The sequence below is a fragment of the Dactylosporangium sp. NPDC005555 genome (assembly GCF_040605635.1).
GTDB lineage: Bacteria > Actinomycetota > Actinomycetes > Mycobacteriales > Micromonosporaceae > Dactylosporangium.
Map to the genome: position 1 here is coordinate 93,985 of NZ_JBEXDG010000034.1, position 17,793 is coordinate 111,777.

Sequence of the window (17,793 nt, forward strand, 5' to 3'; positions counted from 1 at the left end):
GGTCGTCACCGTAGCGTGCCGGTCACTGTCGATACATGACCCGCTCGGCGGATCATCATGTCGAGAAGGTCACGCCACGTCCGGAACGGTGGTCAGCAGCCAGGCGAGCGGCTGTGCACCACCGACGACAAGCTCATATTCGCCGGTTTCCGCGTTGAGCGTGTGCCGATGCACGGTCGTGCCGCCGTCCCGTTCGACGAACCAGTAGTGGGGGATGCCGGCCTTGGCATACTCGGTCTTCTTGATGATCCGGTCGACGACCTCCGAACCCCTGGACACGACCTCGACAGCGAGCAGCAGCCCGTCCGTGCCCGCATAGCTGGACCGGGCCCGGCGCGGTGGCCGGCCCTCCGCCCAGACCGACAGGTCAGGCACCCGGCCGCCGCCGACGTCGATACCGCAGTCCACGACGACCTGCTCAGGCCCGTAGCCATTGGTGAGGAACCAGGCGAACATCCGCGTCACGAGCAGCGCGTGATCGGGATCCGCGGGTGGCATGACGGACAACACTCCCTCGAGGCTGAGCTCATAGCGGTGGTTCTCATCGGCAGCAGCCATCGCGGCAAGGTCGTCAAGGGTCACCTGAGTGGGCATCTCGGCACCCACGGTCTCGGCGCTCATCATGCCTCCCTCTGCGGTACGCCCTCCGAGGCTACAACGGCACCGGCACTCATGCGGCGCCCCCGGCCTTTCGCCCACGGGTGGCCTTGACCGGCCGCCAGCTCGTGAGAGCCTCGTCGGTGAGCTGCAGCCGACCGGTGATCTCCGACAGAAACGCGTCGTAGACCTCCGCGGGGGAGCCTCCGTAGAGCGGGTCGAAGTCCCCGTGCCACTGTCGCACCCACGGGAGCACCTCACGGAGACCGGCGAGCAACGGCGTCAACCGATCCGTGGACCAGGCTTCGGTCTGCTCCCGGTCCACGATCAGGGTGGCGAGGGCCTGCGCCTGCTCGCGGTGATCCCAGCCGGCCCAGCCCAGCAGCAGCGAAGGATCACCGTCAGGGCTCGCCAGCGGATAGGAGATGAACCGCTCCTTCGGTACGTCGAGCTTGCCCCGGTTGCGCCAGTAGCTGGGCTTCAGGAAGTCACCCGAGCCGTACTTCGGCGGCACCGGAATCGTGTCCCGGATCTTCTTCTTAGCCCGATCATCTTCGGCTGCGTCCTCGGCACGCTGTAGGTCCCAGACGGCTTCCCAGTCGGTACGTTTATCAAGGCCGCTGCCCTTGTATCGCAGCGCGGCCAGGTACGGAACATGCTCGTCAGCGACCAGCTCGGCGATTATCTTGGCGAATTCCTTGCCCGGCGTGTACAGGTCCGCGACGGCGAGCACGTCCGCATCTCGGCGCAGCTCGTCGGCAAGCTGGCTCGCGGTCAGCGGGCGCGGCTGCTCCATCCCATCAATAGAGTGGAACCACAACTCACGAGCCTCGCACCGATCCAGCAACCAGCCCCGCAACGCCTTATCCTGCGTGACTTCCCAGCCCTCGGTCGACCAGCGACGCTTGCACTCCGGCCGCTCAATCAGCCCAATGCTCCGGTTGGACTCAATAACGGCGATTCGGCGTTCGACAACGGCCCGGTACTCCGGTGACCAGTGCGCGGGCAGCTCAGTCATGGGCGTGGAGCCGTGCCGAATGAACCACTGCGTCTCGGTCTCGACAGCAGCCAAGCGGCGGGCGAGCACGATCTCGAACGCCCGCTCACCGAATTGCAGCTCCGGCACTGAGTCCTCCGGTGCGCGAAGATCATCGAGCAGTCCGTAGAGGGAGTAGACCTGCCAGTCCAACTCTTCCTGCTTGGCGATCATCGTCGCGCGCGTGGCGAGCCATGCCGCTCTCGCGTCGGCGAGACGCTTGCGGGTCGGAGTGGCAATCGAGGCAACGGTTGACGGGTCTAATGCGGTAAGACGTTGTGCCAGTGCGTCCAGTTGGGTCGCGAGTTCCGTCGGGTAGACAGCAGGAAGCGGAAACTCCTGCAACTTGGTCCCAGTGAACTCGTAGAACCTCTCCCAGTCCTGGCTTTTGAAACCCTCGTTAACGCCCTGACTGCCCTTGTCATGGCTGACTTGCTTGAGCCAGAAACACGCAGTGGAACTGTTCAACACTCCGACCAGTCGAAGATGCTCTTCCTCGTCTGCCCCCTCCGGAAGCTTGATTACCGGCGCGGAACGATTGAAGACTTTCCCGCCGCGGTCAAGCACAAAATGGTTATGTGTCGCCACAAAGGCAAACGCAATCGTTGCAGGGGCGGTAAACCTTTTGGCGAAGAACATACTGTGGTCGAACCAGCGAAGACCACGTTGTTCTGGGGTTTGCCCGAAATCCACACGGTTTCGAAGCCAGGTTCGAGTTCGCCAGTAGAATTGCTCTTCGCTGGCTGTGATTGGCCTCGGATTGCCGTCAGCGGTGTATGGAAATGCTGTCGATGTTTCGGTAGTAAGCGAATAGTCGCGTACCTGTTCACCTAGAACGACAGGAACGGTCGAACTCGTTAGGCCGTGCGTTCTTGCGGAACTAGTCGACAGATAGTACGCGTCATCTAGACCGGTGTGTGTAGTGCGTCCGATCACCTCCGAATTTTCTATCAGTTTTCGCGTCTGTTGAGTGAGTATTTGCAATAGAGTGTTGGCCCCGCCGCCGGCAAGGCTCCATGGGAATGCTGCGAATTCTTTTCGATCTATGTCGGCGGTGCTGATCCATTCGCTCTGGGACTTCGGCAAACTGGTCTGATTGAGAATCGATCTCCAGACCTTTCCTTCAGCCGGTACGGCTGGTGTGTGAGGCTCACCTTTAACACCAAGCACGGCACGGATGGTGGTTCTCGTGGGTCTTTCTGTCGGACTTCCGATCAGGATGACCGTCGGAGTGCCGTGACCCGGAATAAACGCACCTGATGTGTCAATGATGTGAGTCAGCTCCGTTCTCTTGGCGAAGAATTCCTGGATCAGTTTTCTGCCAAATTCGCGCTTCATAAAGGAATTAGAGGTAATCTGGCCTACGAATCCCGCACCTCGGCCGTCGCCTGCCGGCAGTACGGCAAGTTCAAAGAAGCGTTGAGCAAAAGGTACGGTTAACGCATACTGGCGATGGCAGGCGCTATACATCCTGCGGTAGCTTTGGCTGGCTTTCTCATCGCTTACCGTAATGTATGGAGGATTTCCCGCGACGGCGTGATAGCGGCCCTCGCGCAAGATTTCAGGAAAGTCTTCGAGATCCTCAGTTGCGTAGTGGAAGTAATTCTGCGCGTCCTCTTCGTCGAAGAAGTAGGACGACCCGTCCTCTTGGCGGTCTTTAAGTAGCGAGTCGCCAATCGCAACGTTTACAGGAAGGGTATGTTGAGCTGCGGACGTAAATGATGAAAAGCCAGCGTGCTGCAGTCCTGAAATAATCAAGCGGAAACGCGAGATCGCGACAGCAAACGGATTCATATCTACGCCATGTACAGCTTCCATGGCAAGCCGTACCCGCTCGTACGGTTCCTTGCCAGCCTGCTCCCACTCCTTTAGCAGCCGGTGGAAGGTACCGAGCAGGAAGTGCCCAGACCCGCAGGTCGGGTCGATCATCTTGACGACGTCGTAACCGAACTCCTCGATAGCCGGTGTCAGTGTAAGGTCAAGGATGAACTCCTCGACGAACTCCGGCGTCTGCAGTAGCGCATATGTCTTTCGTGCGCTTTCCGAGAGGTCCTGATAGAGATCGCCGAGGAAGCGCGTATCCCACTCCGAGTCTGTGAAGTCGTGGATCAGCGCGCCGTCGTCGCCGCGCTGGCGCCAGAAGGCAATCAATGCCTTCGCGGCGTCTGCCGAGACTGGGATCTGATAGGCCGCGTTGTGCCGCTTGTCGAAGAGTAGTTGCCCCGCCTGCGTCGATCCGATCGAGCCGAACGCCTCGAGGATCCAGTGCCGGTCCGTCTCGGCCGGTTTGAGTCGAAAGAAGTCCTCCTGCGCCTCCTCGGCGTGGGTCATCCGCTCCACCGAGGGTCCGGTCAGGTGCGCCTGTTCGAGCAGTCCGTTGTCCTCACAGAACCGTACGAAGACAGTGCCGAGCACCCATGCGGCGGCGGCCTGCGTTACTCGCTCGTCCCGCCACGCTGCCCACGTTGCTGCGGTTCGACCCTGCTTGAAAGCCCGCTGGTACTCCCTGTCGAGTCTTTCGAAGACCTTCGGCGTGGTCGTCACCTGCTCGCGCAGGTCGGTTTCCAGGAGTTTGACCTGCTTCTTGAGGTCGGCGAGCAGCAGTTGACGGTCGATCACGAGGCGTGGGCTCCACTTCGGTGTTCGTTGGCCACCCAGGCGTCGGGCAGCGGGATCCACTGGTTGTCGGCGACCGGCACGACCGTGCCATCGAGGCGGGGCAGTGCACCCGGGTCTTCGACCGGGCAGAGCAGCCAGACCGCCCCGGTGCCGGCTTCGGCTTGGGTGGTTAGTTCGTGCAGCAAGTCCATGGCGCCGTAGCGGGCCAGCAGGGAGGCATCGTGCAATAGCAGCGGGCTGCCCTCGGCCATTTGGCCCAGTAACTGCGGGCGGATCGCCGTCCAGCTGGTCTTGACGTACTCGGAAAGCTTGATGGCATCTCGCGAGCCCGCCGGAGCAGTGTCGGCGCGTAGCACGGTCTCCCAGCTGGGTTTGGGTTTTGCGGTGACGAGTTCACGCAGGGCGGTGATGAACAGGGCCGCGACGTTGACCGGGCGGGCGCCGAATCGGTTGGTGAGGTCGCGTTGCGCTGGGATCGCGCGGTCCAGCCGAACGGTGAGCGCTCGGAACACTCCTTCGCGCGCGCTGTCGAGTCGTTCCTCGGCGCGGAGGGCTGCGGCGAGCTCGGGGGAGTCCACGACGGTCCAGTGCGCGCCGGTGAGGCGTGTCGAGCGACGCCGGTTGGCCATGGACGCGGACGACGAGGCGACCGAGCGCGGTGGCACGTACTGCCCGTCGCGCCACTGCAGTTGGAAACCCGCGTCGGCGAGCAGCATGTCCAGCTTCGGATGTGACGGCAGGGGCGTCAGGTCCGGGAACCGGGCGGAGACCCGTTGCTGGATCTGCGCCGGTCTCAACCCGACGGGTAGGTCGCCGAGCGCCGGCGGTACAACACCGGCCTGTGCCAGCCGGAGGGCACGGACCGGGTCGAGGGTCTTCGAGTAGATCTCCAGGCGGGGGCTTGCGGCGGCATCCTTCGACGCGACCGCGGCGAGCTGGACTAGGCGGCGCTCGTCCGGCGCGGCGCCGGCCGGTGGCGTGACCGCGGCGAGTTCTCTGAGCACGGTAGCGGGGCTGGGAAGCACATCGAGCCCGGCGAGCCGGTCGGCGACGGTGCCGAGCGCGTCGGCATAGTCGAGCAACGCGGGCGCGGATGGCGTGTCCGGGCTCTCGTCGGGTCCTACCTCCAGCGCCACCAGTAGCGTGTCGCCGTGCCGGCGGGTCTTGAGCCGAGGATCTTCGACGACGGTGTCGATCTCGACCGCGCCGCGGACCGCCGCGGTGGCCAGCGCAAGGCGCAGTTCGTCGCCGGTACGGGCCGAGCCTCGCCGGCTGAGCAGCACGGCGGCGAGCTCGTCGACGCCCATCACCCGGCCGTTCTCACCGAGGATGGTGAGGAGCTCGGCGCGGACGTCGGCCATCACAGGCTCGACGGCCCAGCGTTTCCGTTGCTTGATGAGGATCTGCGCGACCCGCCCGGCGGTGACCTGCACCTGCTTGGCCACCAGCGGCTGCTGCGGCCACACGGGAAGCTTCGGCAGCACCCCCGTCGCGTCCGGCAGGCCCAACAACAGGCGGATCGCCTCAGCCTCCGTCGTCGGTTTTCCCTGCTTCGGTACCGCGGGCAGCAGCAGCGACGCGATGGCATCGAGGCCGACGCGGGCCAGTTCGCCTTCGGCGGGCCCGGCAGCGGCGATCTCCTGCTTGGCGGCGGTTCGCTCGGCGGTGGCCTGCGGGGCCGGCTCCTGCTCGCCGAGGCGGGTCCGCCAATCCTTGATCCGGCGCTGCAGCTCCTGGCGGGTCTTCGCGCCCATACCGGGAAGGTTGAACAGCACCTTACCGGCGAGGCCGAGCAGCTGCCCGACGGTGGTCGCGTCGAGCCGGTGCGCAGCCGAGATGGCGCGGGGGCTCAGGCCGGCGGCTTCGAGGGAGGTGGCCCGGGTGGCGGCGGCCGCCGCCGCATCCCGAGTGCTGGTGAGGATCGCGAGATCGGCGGTGTCGTCCTCGGTCTCGGGATGCTGCGAGCCGACCGGAACGGCGGCGTCGGCCTTGCGGAACACCTGGAGCCAGGCGTCACGCATCTCCTTCAGCGTCTCGTGCCGCAGCTTGTGATCGCGGTTCAGGGCGCGGCCGAAGAACTCGACCAGCCCTTCACGGATTGCCGGGTCGAACGCTTCGCCTGCCAGGGTCACCGGACCGTCGGTGAACTGCGGCTCGGTCACGCCGTCGCCCCATACCGGCAGTTCACCCGAGGCCATTTCGTGCAGCGTCACGGTCATGGCGAAGCGTTCGGCGTGGGCGTCGTAGACGGGTCGGTGGACCGTACCGATGAAGGGGTCCAGGTATCGAGGCGTCCCGGCGGTGGTCTGCTTGACGTCGGTCGCGGCGAGCGAGAAGTCGAACAGGACGAGCTGCTTGGTCCGGTTGGGTCGCACCCGGATGGCGATGTTGTCCGGCTTGATGTCGCGGTGGTAGACGCCCTCGCCATCGAGGAAGTCGACGGCGCCGAACAGGTACTCGCTGAAGGTCTCCAACTCGTCGACGGTGAGCCGGCCGTCCTCGCGGAGCTTCCGGGCGACGGTCAGTTCGCCGGCGTGCTCGAGCACGAGGACCGTGCGTCGTCCGAGCGGGATCGCCTCCTGCCGGGCCAGCCTGATGATGCGCGAATCGACCAGTCCCCGCAGTACCGCGGCCTCGTGGTCGAGCCGGGTGGCCTTCTCATCGGACAGCGCGGCCTTGAGGACCACGAGGGTTTCGGAGGTCGAGCCGAGGTTGCGGGCCAGGAATGCCCGGCTGGTCGATCCGGTGCCCAGTCGGCGAACGATCTGCCAGTCGCCGTAGACGTCGCCGCCACGGGCTTCGAGCAGGTCCGGCTCATCGGCCGGCTCGACCGGAGGGTGTACCGAGACCGATACAGCCGCCGGCTCGGGTGCGGTCATCTCGTCCTCGACGAGCTCCAGCATTTCGAGGAACTCCGCGACGGTGGCCAGGCGCTGCGCGGGTTGGGGCGCCGTGGCGGCCTGGACGACCTCGTCCATGAACTCCGAGATCGAATCGGCGTCGGCTGATGGGCGCAGGCCGTTGTCGTTGGCGAGCCGGGCGAGCAGCTCGGCCCGGGTGCCCGCGGGTGGTTTCCCGGCCAGCAGCAGGTAGGTCACCGTGCCGAGCCCGAAGACATCCAATGCGACCGGGTCAGCCTCCGGCGCGGCGATCTCTGGTGCGAGATACCCCTGGGCGGACTGTTCGATATGGGCGTTGACGTGGGCAGTGGGCGAGACCAGCAGCGGGTTGGGCGCCGATGAGCCAGCGTTGGAGTCGGTGCTGCGGCTGGCGGTCTGCCAGTCGCTGATCTGCAACTGCGGACGCAGCCACGCCTCTTCCTCAGTACCGCGTCGTCGCGGCCCCGGCATGACGAGAACGCTGCGGGCGGACAGCGCGCGGTGGTGCAGGTGCCGACCGTGCGCGTAAGCCAGGGCCTCGCTGAGTTGACGCACCATGCCGACCCGGGTCTCAACGTCCAGCTTCGCGCCATACTGCGCGAGGTAATGGTCCAGCCGTAGGGATCGAGGGTCGTAGCGGAACACCAGCGCTGGTCCGGCCTCGTGCTGCTCCAGCGCGTCGACCTGCACGATGCCGGGGTGGTTGATGCCGTGCAGCGCCAGCATTTCGCGTTTCGCGGCCCGGTCGATGCTGGCCCGCTCGGACTGCACGGCGTTGCGTTCGACAAGATAGATCCGGACCCGCCGGTGCTCCTTATCGAGCTGGCTGTGCTTTGCGAGATGGTCCTGCCAGGTCGGCCCCTGATCGATCGGCTTCGCGGCGAGCTGCCACGCGCCGATCTGGTAGTGCTTGCGGCTACGGGCGATGCCGACCTTCTTGAGCAGCTCGGGCAGCGCCTTGGACATGGTGGGTGTCAGCCGTCGGCGTTCATCAAGGGGCGGTCGCTGCAAGAGATCCGCGCCGATACCCGGCAGGTGGTGCTGGCCTGTGCCTTCCGGCCCGTACACCCAATGCAGTTGGTTGTCCGACAGGGCGATCTGCAGGCTCGGGACCGACAGGAACACCGCCGCCTGGATGAACGGGACCTTGCCGCCGGTGCCCGCGGCCCGGTCGAGGAGTGACCGGAGCCGTTTGGCCTTGGAGTCGGCGAGGTGGAGCGGGTTGTCGAAGGTGCGCGTGCCTTCGCCGCCACCCAGCAGCCAGTTGGATCCACTGTTGGTCAACCGGCCACGGAGGCTCTTGATCTCGATCAGATAGAGCCCGCTCGGCGCCGCGACCAGCAGGTCCACCTCGTAGACGTGCCCGGTGTCAGCGGTGAACGTGAAGTTGGACCAGGCCCGGTACGGTTCGGCATCCGGTAGCAGGTGCTGGACATGGGCCAGAGCCTCCCGTTCGTGCGTGAACTGCGAAGGGGTGACGGTCGTCCAACGACCCTCCTGCACGGCGGGGAACCTCTTCTCGACGGTGAGTGAGCACCTGATCGGCCCGATGAGTCTAGATGGTGACCTGGTCGTGCCTGATCAGCCCGTCGGATGACGTCGGATCACCTTCGGGCGGCTTCCACCTGTGCGGGCGAGTACTGCAAGCGGAACACCTCGGTCCGCCGATCCGAGATCCGGTAGATCAGGATGGTCGAGAGAAGATCCTCTTTTACCATTCGTACCCTGGACCGTTCGAGTTCGCTGTGCGAGATCCAGTCGTCGAGGCTGGCCGGCAGGTTGAAGTACAGCCGATATGCCTGGTCCCGGTCCGTTGGGGTGATTTCCCAGGATGCTGTCTGCCCGGCGCTCGGTCGTCGCACGAGCCGGATCTGATGTGTGGGCCGACCGCGCGCATAGTCAAGGAACGCTTCCACACTGCCCGGCCGTGGCGCGGTCATCGTCAACACAAAGGGCGCGGCGGGGAAGCCGAGCAGCACCTCGTTCTGGCCTTCGTTGATCAGTTCCAGTCGCATCTGTTCTGCCAGGGCGATGATGAGGTGTTCGACATCGCTCCAAAGGGCCGTCTCGCCAGATGGTGGAGGCTGCGCTTCATTCGTTCCGAGCGCCGCGCGGACGGCGTAGCGAAGCAGGGGCAGCGGTAGCGGCTTGACCGTTGGATGTTGCTGTCGTACCTCATCTTCCAGCGCTTTCACCTGCTTCGCAGCATTGAAGACGGCAGTGCGCAGCCACGCGAACGGCAGCCCGGAAAGATCGACCAGGGAGATCTGGTGAGCCAACGCGTAGGTCTGGGCGGCGGATGAGAAGCCAGCTGTGGAGAAGAGCGCGTAGGTGTACCGGTACCGGCGGTGCGGGCGGCCGTTCGGCGTCGTGCGGCTGAAGTTCTCGTTGATGTCGTGGATGACGCCGTGGGCGTTGCGTATGTCCCGGATGTCGGTGACTGCTTCGCGGAACTTCGCCTCGACGAACAGGCGGATCGGTAACGAGAACGGCGGGACGAACGAGAGCTCCCCGAGGGTGTCGGCCTGGTGGTCGGCGCCGCGACCGTGGACCCGGAGCCCGTTGCTGCCCCAGGCCAACTCCGGATCGAGCTCGTTGTGGACCAGTAACTCGTAGCCACTACGTCGGAGAAGCCAGGCAAGCGCCTCTTCGAGCAGGTATCCGCGGATCGCAGCCTCCGTAGCCATGCCGGGCACAGTAGACCAAGGCGGGTTGTTCTTGGTCGATGCCTATGTCACTTTCGTAATCGACCGCATTCAGTATTGGCATCACCAGAGAGTGAGTTGTGCATCGACGACCGGTGACGAGGGTTCGCCGGAATCCGGCGTGGCGATTTGCCCGACTGCATTCTGCCGCCGTACCGGCGTAGGCGAGGAGCAAGTGCGCGGGTGGATGCTGGCGAAGTCCGGCGAGGAGCTTGTGCATGGCAGCGCCAGCCGTGCCGGACGTGCCGATCCAGCAATCGCGTACCAGGCGGGAGAAGGTCTCCGGATCGATACTGCGCTCAGTGGGAAACCGAAGGATCTTGTCGCCGCAGGACTCGACCGATGTGACGAAGGCGCACGTTGAGCATTTCCAGGCGTGGGTGATCGAGACCCGCTCCGCGGTGACCGCCTTGAACAAGCACAAGGGATTGCAGCAGTTTTTCAAGTACCTCGTCGAGAGTCCATTCACGGGTGGTGTCGTGAATGGAGGATGGTTACGCTGCCGTGGCGGGTGTGGGTAGCCAGGGTTGGCCGGTCAGTGCTCGGGTGATCGCGTCCAGGACGGTCAGGCCGTGGTTGCGGGTGGTGGTGAGGTAGGAGTTGATCAGGCACCAGCGGTTGAGGGTGGCGTGGGTTTGCCAGTAGCCGGAGACGGCTTGGTGTCGTTTGGCGGGTTTGACGCCGCGTTCGGCGGCGTTGGAGGTCCAGTCGACGTTGAGGTGTGTGGTGAAGTGCCAGACCTGGTCGGCGTGGGTGGCGAGCCAGCGGGCGAGGGTGTAGCCGGGGTGGTTGCCGTCGTGCCAGTCGCGGTGCCGGTTGTGGACGATGCCGCTGCCGACGGCCTTGTCGTAGCGGTCGCGTAGGTCGACGAGCAGGTTGGGGTCAAGAGCGGTCTGCTGGGCGGCTCTGGCGGTCTCGGTCGCCGTGTGTGCGTCGGTCAGGGCGTCGGTGACCTGCCTGGTCCAGTGCGATTGCAGGGTGCCGGGGCCGAGTTTCGCCACCCCGCGCAGCGGCGTAGGACGTGTTGCACGCACTGCTGGATACCGGCCAGGACCGCGTCGACACCAGTGATCAGCCGCTGGTAGGCGCCATAGCCGTCGACGATCAGATGCCCGGTGAAGCTGCGCAGGCGGCGGTGACGGTGTCGTAGCTGCGGGAGGTCAGCCCGGTCAGCCAGGCCAGACGTTCGTCCGGGGTGCGGGTGGCCAGCACGTGCGGGCTGCCGGGGATCAGTTCGCCGGTGTCCGGGTCGATCGCGGGAGTGACGACCTGCACCGGGGACTCGTCGGCGGCCAGGACCGGCTCGGCCAGCTGGTTCGTGCGCCGGACGGAAGTTCGATTCCCTTCCGGTCGGCGATCACTGGTCGGTCAGGCGGCCCTGTCGCTGGGAGGCCCGTGCGCGAACGGCGGCCACGAACATGTCGTCGATCTCAGACCCATCCACATCGCTCAGGTCGTTGTAGTCGACGTATCGCGGGTACACGAGCCAGCAGCCGCGGATGCCTGCGAGCAGGTCTTCGAGGAGGTCTCGGGACGGTCGCTGCGGGTCGAGCAGGGTAAGTCGCACCTGCCTCGCCGGCGCGGATGCCGCCCGCCGCTGTGCCTTCCTGATGTTCTGGATGGCGGGAGCCGTCTTGGGGAGCAGCCCCTCGGCAACCAGCATGGCGTCCTGGATGAGGGTGGCAACGACGTTCAGCGGTGAGATCTGGCGGTCCAGCAGCTCCAGCACCGTGATAGGCGTCTGTTGTGGGGTCGCTTCGATGGTGTCGGCTTCCTGGATCACAGCGGCCGGTGGGACGCCGAGGTGCTCTGCGACGACTTCCGCAGCGGCGTGCAGCCAATGCGCGGCCGCGACGGCGGCAGATGTCGGGTCGATGGACTGCAGTAGTTCATCCGGGTTGAGAAGACTGCGGTGCAGGAGCCGGTCGGCCGCAGCGACCTGTACGGGCGAGGCGTCCGGGCGGATCAGGGAGATCGCTTGCTGAGCCCTCCCGACGAGACTGCCTGCTTCTGCGTCCGCGACTGCCGCGAGCTCGAACTCGATGTCGCCTACGACCGCGTCGGTGACGGCCTTGGTGTCGATAGTGTGCAATGCCCTGCCGACACGGTGGGCGTTCTCCTCGACCAGGTCGTACGAGACGATGAGCACATCGTCGATGGGGAGGTTCGGGTCCCGTACCGTCGACGTCACGTCGCCGAACAGGGCTCGCGTTTCGCACCGCTGCCAGCCTGCGCTGCTTCCCTCGTCAAGGTGCGTGTCCATGGACGGGTGCGTGTAGCGGCGCCAAAGCGCGGCGGACAGGCCCGTCAATGCCGCTGCGAGCGCGCCGACGTCGTGTGCCGAGATGCCGGACGGCAACACCGCGACCACGTGCGTGGCGTCGGCAAGGCCGGTGCTCCAAACGGCGTGAAGTTCGCTTCGTTGCACGTCGATGGCATAGCGCGTCATGTGTGTTCGTCCCCGTTCGGTTGCCGTCCGGCGTAGCTGGTGGATCGCGGTCGATGGTGCTCGGCGACTTACCGGGCAGGGAGGTGCCAGAAGGTGGCACCCTCCACCGGTTCGGGTGCAGGTGCGGCGAGCGGGTGATGTTCGCCGGTGAGGGCGGCGGTTGCGCGGGCGACCTCGTGCAGGTCCGCGCGGACGTAGGTGGCGGTGGTACCGGCGTCGCCTCGGCCGTTGTGGCCGGCGAACGCCTTAGCAACGGCATATCCGAAGTGGCGCTCGACCCAGGTCAGCGTCGTGTGACGGATCCAGTGGGTGCTGATCTGCTGGGTGGCGACCCACGGAAGGTGCCGGCCCGCACGAACCCACAGGTGGTCGTACCGGCGGCTGGTGATCGGTTGGCGGTGGCGGTAGCGCAGCAGTTGGCCGTGCGGTGCACCGTCGCCGCGTTCTTCCGCGTGGCGGAGCAGGTGGCGCATGAGGGTGGGGGAGACCGGCTGCCACCGGACGGTTTCGCCTTTCTCCCGGAGCCGGATCAGGCATTGCCCGTGATCCAGATCGACCGGCCGCAAGGCCAGGCCGCCGCCCCTGCGGCAGGCCGTCTCGGTGTGCAGGCGGATCAGCAGACTGTCGAGCTCGGGATCGTTGCCGGTCGTCGCCGACACCGCGACGATCTCGGCCAGTTGAGCGTCGGTGAGCGCGTGGCGTGGACTGGCCAGGCGACGCGGTTTGGCAACGCGCTTCGCGGGATTGTCAGCCTCCGCAAGAAGGCCATCGGCGACGGCGTGCTGATACAGGCACCGCAGCGCTGAGATGACGTGCTCCGCCGCGGTCCGGCCGCCGCGGGAATTCGCCCGCACGACGGCGGTCGCCTTCGCCTGCTCGGACAGGGCCTTGATCTCCAGCGGACTGGGCTCGTCGAGCCGGCGGTTTCCCCATACTTCCCGTACGCGTCGCCAGTACGATCCGTACGCGCTGCGCGTGCCGGGCGTCACGGCCTCCGCGACCCGGTCGATGTATTCAGCGAACGTCGGCATCTCACGAGGCGCGGCGTTACTGAGCAGCTCCTCGGGCGTGATGCCCAGCCGTGTCAGCAAGACCCGCATCGTGTCCAACTCGGCGCGTTTCTGGGCCGCCGGCGACGCGGTCATGCCGCACCCCGGTCACCGGGAAGGTCGTGCGTCCGGAGTATCGCGTCCAGTACAGGGATCGGGTAGACGACCAGCAGGTCGTACTCGGGTCGCGCGACCAGGAGCACCCTGTCGCCCGCGTTGATGCTCAACGCGTGCCGCACCGAGGCCCGTAGCCGGAGATGACCTTGCCGGGTAATGGCGTGCGGCCCTTCGGCGCGTCCTTCGACGATCGCCATCGTCGGCGTGATGTGGACAGCGATCGGGTGGCCGGGCAGCCAGGCAAGAGCTTGCAGTCCGGAGCGGTCGGCGAGCCGTCCCCGAACGTCGACTGCGGTGACGACGTAGATCGAGCTGCTTCCGGCAGGCCGGGCGTCCAGCCGCGCCAAGGGCAGCCCTGATGCAGTGGCACTGGCGCCACCCTCGTGGAACATCTTTATACGCACCGCCCTCGCAGATGAGATCACCTCGTCGCCCCAGCCGGCCGAGGCGACGATTCGATACTGCCGTAGTACTCGACGGCAGGGGAGGTGTCACCACGTGTGCCCACGTGTCGCCGTGGTGGCCCGCCCGCACGGTTGCGGACAGGCCACCACGGAGCGGTCAAGCGTCGGACAGCTGCAGGGGGTGCTGTTCGCCGGTGAGCGCCGCGAGTGCCGCCGCGACTTCATGGACGCTGGCGCGCACGTAGGTGGCTGTCGTTCCCGTGTCACCGCCACTGGCGGCGTGACCCGCGTAGGCGCGTGCGACGGCGTAGCCGAAGTTGCGCTCCACCCAAGTCAGCGTCGTATGCCGCAACCAATGTGTACTGATCTGCTGTGTCGCCACCCACGGCAGCTGCCGGCCGATCCTGACCCACAGGTGGTCGAGGCGGCGGTAGGTGATGGGGTCACCGTTGCGGTACCGCAGCAGCTGCCCCGAGGCGGGCGCGTGGCGTTCCTCCGCATGTTGCTGCAGGTGCCGCATCAGGGTGGGGGAGACCGGCTGCCACCGGACAGTGTCGCCCTTCTCCCGCAACAGGATCAGGCACTGCTCAGGATCCAGATCTGCGGGTCGCAGCGTGAGCGCTCCGCCGCGCCGGCACGCCGTCTCCGTATGCAGACGCAGGAGCAGACAGTCGAGGACCGGATCGTCACCGCTGGATGCCGCTACGGCGTTGATCTCGACCAGCCGCGCGTCCGGCACCGCACGCCGGGTGCTGGGCAGGCGGCGGGGCTTGGCGACCTTCCTCGCCGGGTTGTCGGCTTCGGCGAGGTGGCCGTCGGCAACGGCCCGGTTGTAGAGGCAGCGCAGGGCGGTGATGAGGTTCTCCGCGGCGCTGCGTCCGCCACGCGCGTTGCGCCGGGCGACGACATGCGTCTTGACGTACTCCGCCAGACGCTCGATGTCGGAGGGTTTGATCTCGTCGAGACGTCGATCGGCCCACTGGTCCAAGACCCGGTTCCAGTAGCTCCGGTACGCTCGGCGGCTGCTGTCGGTGACCGCCGCCGAGACCACCGGAACGTACTCGGCGAACGTCGGCGCCGGCGTACGGGCGTCGACGAGCCCCAGCAGGTCGGCCGGGGACACTCCGAGCCTGGCGAGCAGCAGTCGGGCGGCGTCCAGCTCGGCGGTGCCGGCCGTTGACGTGGTCGGTTCGGGGGTCATGCAGTGTCACCGCCCAGCGTGGCGTGCGCCTGCGTGATCATCGCGTCGAGAGTCGTCGGCGGGTGGATGACCAGCAGTTGCTGGTCTGGCTCGGCGGCGAGCAGCACCTTGTCGCCGGGAGCGAGGTCGCACCAGCGTCGTACCGCGACCGGCAGTTGCAGATGCCCGAGCCGGTTGATGCTGAGCACGCCCTGCTGGTCGGACCGCACCAGGACCAGACCGAGGTGCGCCTTGACCTCCAGCCGGGTGCCCGGCGGCCAGCCCAATGCCCGGAACAGCGCGCCGTCAGCGATTCTGCCCCGGTTGTCGACCGCGGCGAGCCCGTACACCGTCGAACGGGTGCGACGTGCCTGAAGGTCAGCCAACGGCAGCACGCGTCGCTGCGCGAACCGGGTCGACGGTGCGCTTGACGGCGCCATTGAGGACGGAATCACCGCCGGGATCGTGGCACCGCTCATGGGGTCCACCCACAGTTGCGGGGACCGTTGAGACGTAGCGCGAACGCTACAAGCGAGTGTCGGAAGGCACCCGAACACTCGCCCGTCAGATGTGGCATGTGTGCAACGTTTGTGTGTCGAAGGGGGGACTTGAACCCCCACGCCCTTGCGGGCACTAGCACCTCAAGCTAGCGCGTCTGCCATTCCGCCACTTCGACCTGCTCCGACCATCCTACCCGGTCACTTCCTCACCGCCCGGCTGGCCGACGGAGACGTTACACGGTCCTGGAAGATCTTGGCGAATCGGGGGGTGCGACACGCGAAGGGCCCCGGCGGAGGGGATCGCCGGGGCCCTGTTTCGCCTGGGTGGCCGGTTGGGGGAGCCGGCCACCCAGGGTCAGACGTTGAAGATGCTCACGCCGCCCGGGCCTACGAGTAGCGCGACGACGATGAGGATGATGCCCCACAGGATCTGGCGGCGCAGGAGTGCGAAGACGCCGGCGATGCCGATGATCACCGCGATGATCCACAAAAGGGTAGCCATGATGGTTTCGTACCTCCGGGGTGAGATCGATGAACGCGAGTCAGCTCGCGAGGTCCTCGGGCCAGGTGGTGCGGCGGGTGAGGACGTCGCGGACCTTGTCGACCACGGCGACGGCCGGGTCGACGAGCTTGTTGAGCGGGGGTCGTGCCGGGGTGTTGGGGTGGGGGCGGGTCGGTGCGGCCCCGCGGGCGATCAGGACGCGGTTGCCGAGCCGGACGAGCTCGGTGTCGCTGCACTGTTCGCGCAGACGGGGGAACACCTCCTCGCCGGTACGGTGCGCGTGCGAGCGGACGTGCGCGGCGACCGCGTCCAGGGCGGCCTGGTAGGCGTCGTCCGCGGCCGGGGTCACGTGCAGTCGCTGCAGGGCCAGGAGCAGCTCGGCGTCCGCGGCGACCTCCTGTGACGCGATCGGGTCGCCGTCGGGCAGGACGGCCTTGACCGTCGGGTACAGGTACTGCTCCTCGGCCGACAGGTGCCGGGCGAGGGTCGCCACCAGGACGTCCTCGATGTCCTGCGGCTTCGCCGGCTCCTGCTCACGGGGGGTCGTGAGCCGGTCGCAGAGCTGGGTGAGCTGCCGGTGGTCCTCGTCGAGGAGATCGAGCATGCTGCGGCCGCCGAAGTCGACGTCGTCGTCCTCGATGCCCCCAGGAACCGGTGGCAGCGGCGGCAGTGGCGCAGCGCTCACGTGGACCCTCCTCGATCGATGTGCTGGTGCGGCTTCGGTACCCGACGCGCAACTTCTTGAAACGAGGGGCTACCCGCCAGTACGCTACTATGCACAGCTATCGATGGATGCCCAAGGAAAGGGGCCGCCATGTCCATCACCGGGCGGGGACTGACCGTCCTCGCCGCCACCGTGGTCGTGCTGCTCGGGACCGCCGTCCCCGCGCACGCCGCACCCGGGCCGCCACCCGGATCGATCGCCGGCATGGGCGACTCCATCACCCGCGGGTTCAACGCGTGCGGATGGTTCGCCGACTGCCCGTCACGCTCCTTCAGTACGGGCAGCACCCCCGCCGTCAACAGCCACTACCTCCGGATCCGGGCAACGAGTCCAGCCATCGACGGTCATTCGTACAATGACGGCAGAAGCGGCGCGAAGGTCGCCGACATGGCAGGTCAGGCCCAGACCGCTGTCTCGCAGCGTGTCGCCTACGTCACGATCCTCATCGGCGCCAACGACGCCTGCACCTCGTCGGAGTCCTCGATGACGACCGTCGCGGCCTACCGCGCGGCGCTGGACACCGCGCTCGGCACACTCAAGGCCGGGCTGCCCGACGCGAAGGTCCTGCTCATCAGCGTGCCCGACATCAAGCGGCTCTGGCAGGTCGGCAAGGACAGCTCCGGCGCCCGCACCGCCTGGGGGCTCTTCGGCATCTGCCAGTCGATGCTGGCCAACCCGACGTCCACGGCCGCGGCCGACACGGCACGCAGGGACCGGGTCCGTCAGCGTGTGATCGACTTCAACGGTCAACTGGCCTCCGCGTGTACCGCGTACGGCCCCAACTGCAAATACGACGGCGGCGCGGTCTTCGGCTACGCGTTCCAGCTGTCGCAGATCTCGACCTGGGATTATTTCCATCCCAACACGTCGGGCCAGGCGGCGCTCGCATCGGTGAGTTACGCCGCCGGTTTCGGCTGGTGAGGTGCGTGTGGTCCAGTGAGGTGATCTCAACGAGATTGCGGTAGGTACCGGTATTCGAAGTGGGTGAGATGGAGCGCTGCGGCGATGATGTCGCCGAGTGCGCGGGGGCTG

At 66.5% G+C, this 17,793-nt stretch carries 16 protein-coding genes and 1 tRNA gene; 2 read left to right on the forward strand and 15 right to left on the reverse strand.

Features of this window, described 5'->3' with window-relative positions:
- Positions 1-69: 69 nt before the first annotated feature.
- From ABZS58_RS31905 to ABZS58_RS31920, 4 genes are all read right to left on the reverse strand, one after another.
- Positions 70-558, reverse strand: coding sequence for a Uma2 family endonuclease (locus ABZS58_RS31905; protein ID WP_354786951.1), 489 nt, complete (start codon positions 556-558; stop codon positions 70-72).
- A 112-nt stretch (positions 559-670) separates the two neighbouring features.
- The gene (gene pglX / locus ABZS58_RS31910) at positions 671-4,252 is read right to left on the reverse strand and encodes a BREX-2 system adenine-specific DNA-methyltransferase PglX (RefSeq protein ID WP_354786952.1); all 3,582 of its coding nucleotides are present in this window, start codon (positions 4,250-4,252) and stop codon (positions 671-673) included.
- Positions 4,249-8,634, reverse strand: coding sequence for a BREX system serine/threonine kinase PglW (pglW, locus tag ABZS58_RS31915; RefSeq protein WP_354786953.1), 4,386 nt, complete (start codon positions 8,632-8,634; stop codon positions 4,249-4,251). The genes pglX and pglW overlap by 4 nt, the downstream gene beginning before the upstream one ends.
- Before the next feature lie 101 nt (positions 8,635-8,735).
- Positions 8,736-9,818 (reverse strand): hypothetical protein, encoded by a 1,083-nt coding sequence (locus tag ABZS58_RS31920; protein ID WP_354786954.1) that lies wholly within the window; start codon positions 9,816-9,818, stop codon positions 8,736-8,738.
- Here ABZS58_RS31920 and ABZS58_RS31925 point away from each other — a divergent pair.
- Positions 9,817-10,200 carry a hypothetical protein gene (locus tag ABZS58_RS31925; RefSeq protein ID WP_354786955.1) on the forward strand — a complete coding sequence of 128 codons (384 nt, stop codon included), beginning with the start codon at positions 9,817-9,819 and terminating at the stop codon, positions 10,198-10,200. The two genes, ABZS58_RS31920 and ABZS58_RS31925, sit on opposite strands and share 2 nt — an antisense overlap.
- Positions 10,201-10,330: 130 nt before the next feature.
- On the opposite strand, the gene ABZS58_RS31930 is transcribed toward ABZS58_RS31925, so the two are convergent.
- The 11 genes from ABZS58_RS31930 to ABZS58_RS31980 form a co-directional block, all read right to left on the reverse strand.
- Positions 10,331-10,870: a transposase gene (locus ABZS58_RS31930; RefSeq protein WP_354786956.1), complete on the reverse strand. Its 540-nt coding sequence runs from the start codon at positions 10,868-10,870 to the stop codon at positions 10,331-10,333.
- Positions 10,774-11,013 carry a transposase gene (locus tag ABZS58_RS31935; protein ID WP_354786967.1) on the reverse strand — a complete coding sequence of 80 codons (240 nt, stop codon included), beginning with the start codon at positions 11,011-11,013 and terminating at the stop codon, positions 10,774-10,776. Before ABZS58_RS31935 ends, ABZS58_RS31930 begins: the two co-directional genes overlap by 97 nt.
- The gene (locus ABZS58_RS31940) at positions 10,941-11,111 is read right to left on the reverse strand and encodes a hypothetical protein (protein WP_354786957.1); all 171 of its coding nucleotides are present in this window, start codon (positions 11,109-11,111) and stop codon (positions 10,941-10,943) included. Before ABZS58_RS31940 ends, ABZS58_RS31935 begins: the two co-directional genes overlap by 73 nt.
- A gap of 82 nt (positions 11,112-11,193) precedes the next feature.
- Positions 11,194-12,285, reverse strand: a complete 1,092-nt coding sequence (locus tag ABZS58_RS31945) for a hypothetical protein (protein WP_354786958.1) — start codon at positions 12,283-12,285, stop codon at positions 11,194-11,196.
- Positions 12,286-12,353: 68 nt separating this feature from the next.
- Complete coding sequence (locus ABZS58_RS31950) at positions 12,354-13,430, reverse strand: site-specific integrase (protein WP_354786959.1); 1,077 nt, start codon at positions 13,428-13,430, stop codon at positions 12,354-12,356.
- Positions 13,427-13,798 (reverse strand): hypothetical protein, encoded by a 372-nt coding sequence (locus ABZS58_RS31955; RefSeq protein WP_354786960.1) that lies wholly within the window; start codon positions 13,796-13,798, stop codon positions 13,427-13,429. Before ABZS58_RS31955 ends, ABZS58_RS31950 begins: the two co-directional genes overlap by 4 nt.
- Before the next feature lie 214 nt (positions 13,799-14,012).
- On the reverse strand, positions 14,013-15,056 hold the full coding sequence (locus ABZS58_RS31960; protein ID WP_354786961.1) for a tyrosine-type recombinase/integrase: 1,044 nt from the start codon (positions 15,054-15,056) through the stop codon (positions 14,013-14,015).
- Positions 15,053-15,421, reverse strand: coding sequence for an AbrB/MazE/SpoVT family DNA-binding domain-containing protein (locus ABZS58_RS31965; RefSeq protein ID WP_354786962.1), 369 nt, complete (start codon positions 15,419-15,421; stop codon positions 15,053-15,055). The genes ABZS58_RS31960 and ABZS58_RS31965 overlap by 4 nt, the downstream gene beginning before the upstream one ends.
- A 207-nt stretch (positions 15,422-15,628) precedes the next feature.
- A tRNA-Leu gene (locus tag ABZS58_RS31970) sits at positions 15,629-15,711 on the reverse strand.
- Between the two features lie 179 nt (positions 15,712-15,890).
- Positions 15,891-16,037: a GPGG-motif small membrane protein gene (locus ABZS58_RS31975; RefSeq protein ID WP_354786963.1), complete on the reverse strand. Its 147-nt coding sequence runs from the start codon at positions 16,035-16,037 to the stop codon at positions 15,891-15,893.
- Between the two features lie 40 nt (positions 16,038-16,077).
- Positions 16,078-16,722 carry a hemerythrin domain-containing protein gene (locus tag ABZS58_RS31980; RefSeq protein WP_354786964.1) on the reverse strand — a complete coding sequence of 215 codons (645 nt, stop codon included), beginning with the start codon at positions 16,720-16,722 and terminating at the stop codon, positions 16,078-16,080.
- A gap of 129 nt (positions 16,723-16,851) precedes the next feature.
- On the opposite strand from ABZS58_RS31980, the gene ABZS58_RS31985 reads away from it, so the two are divergent.
- Complete coding sequence (locus ABZS58_RS31985) at positions 16,852-17,682, forward strand: SGNH/GDSL hydrolase family protein (RefSeq protein WP_354786965.1); 831 nt, start codon at positions 16,852-16,854, stop codon at positions 17,680-17,682.
- Positions 17,683-17,793: the final 111 nt, after the last annotated feature.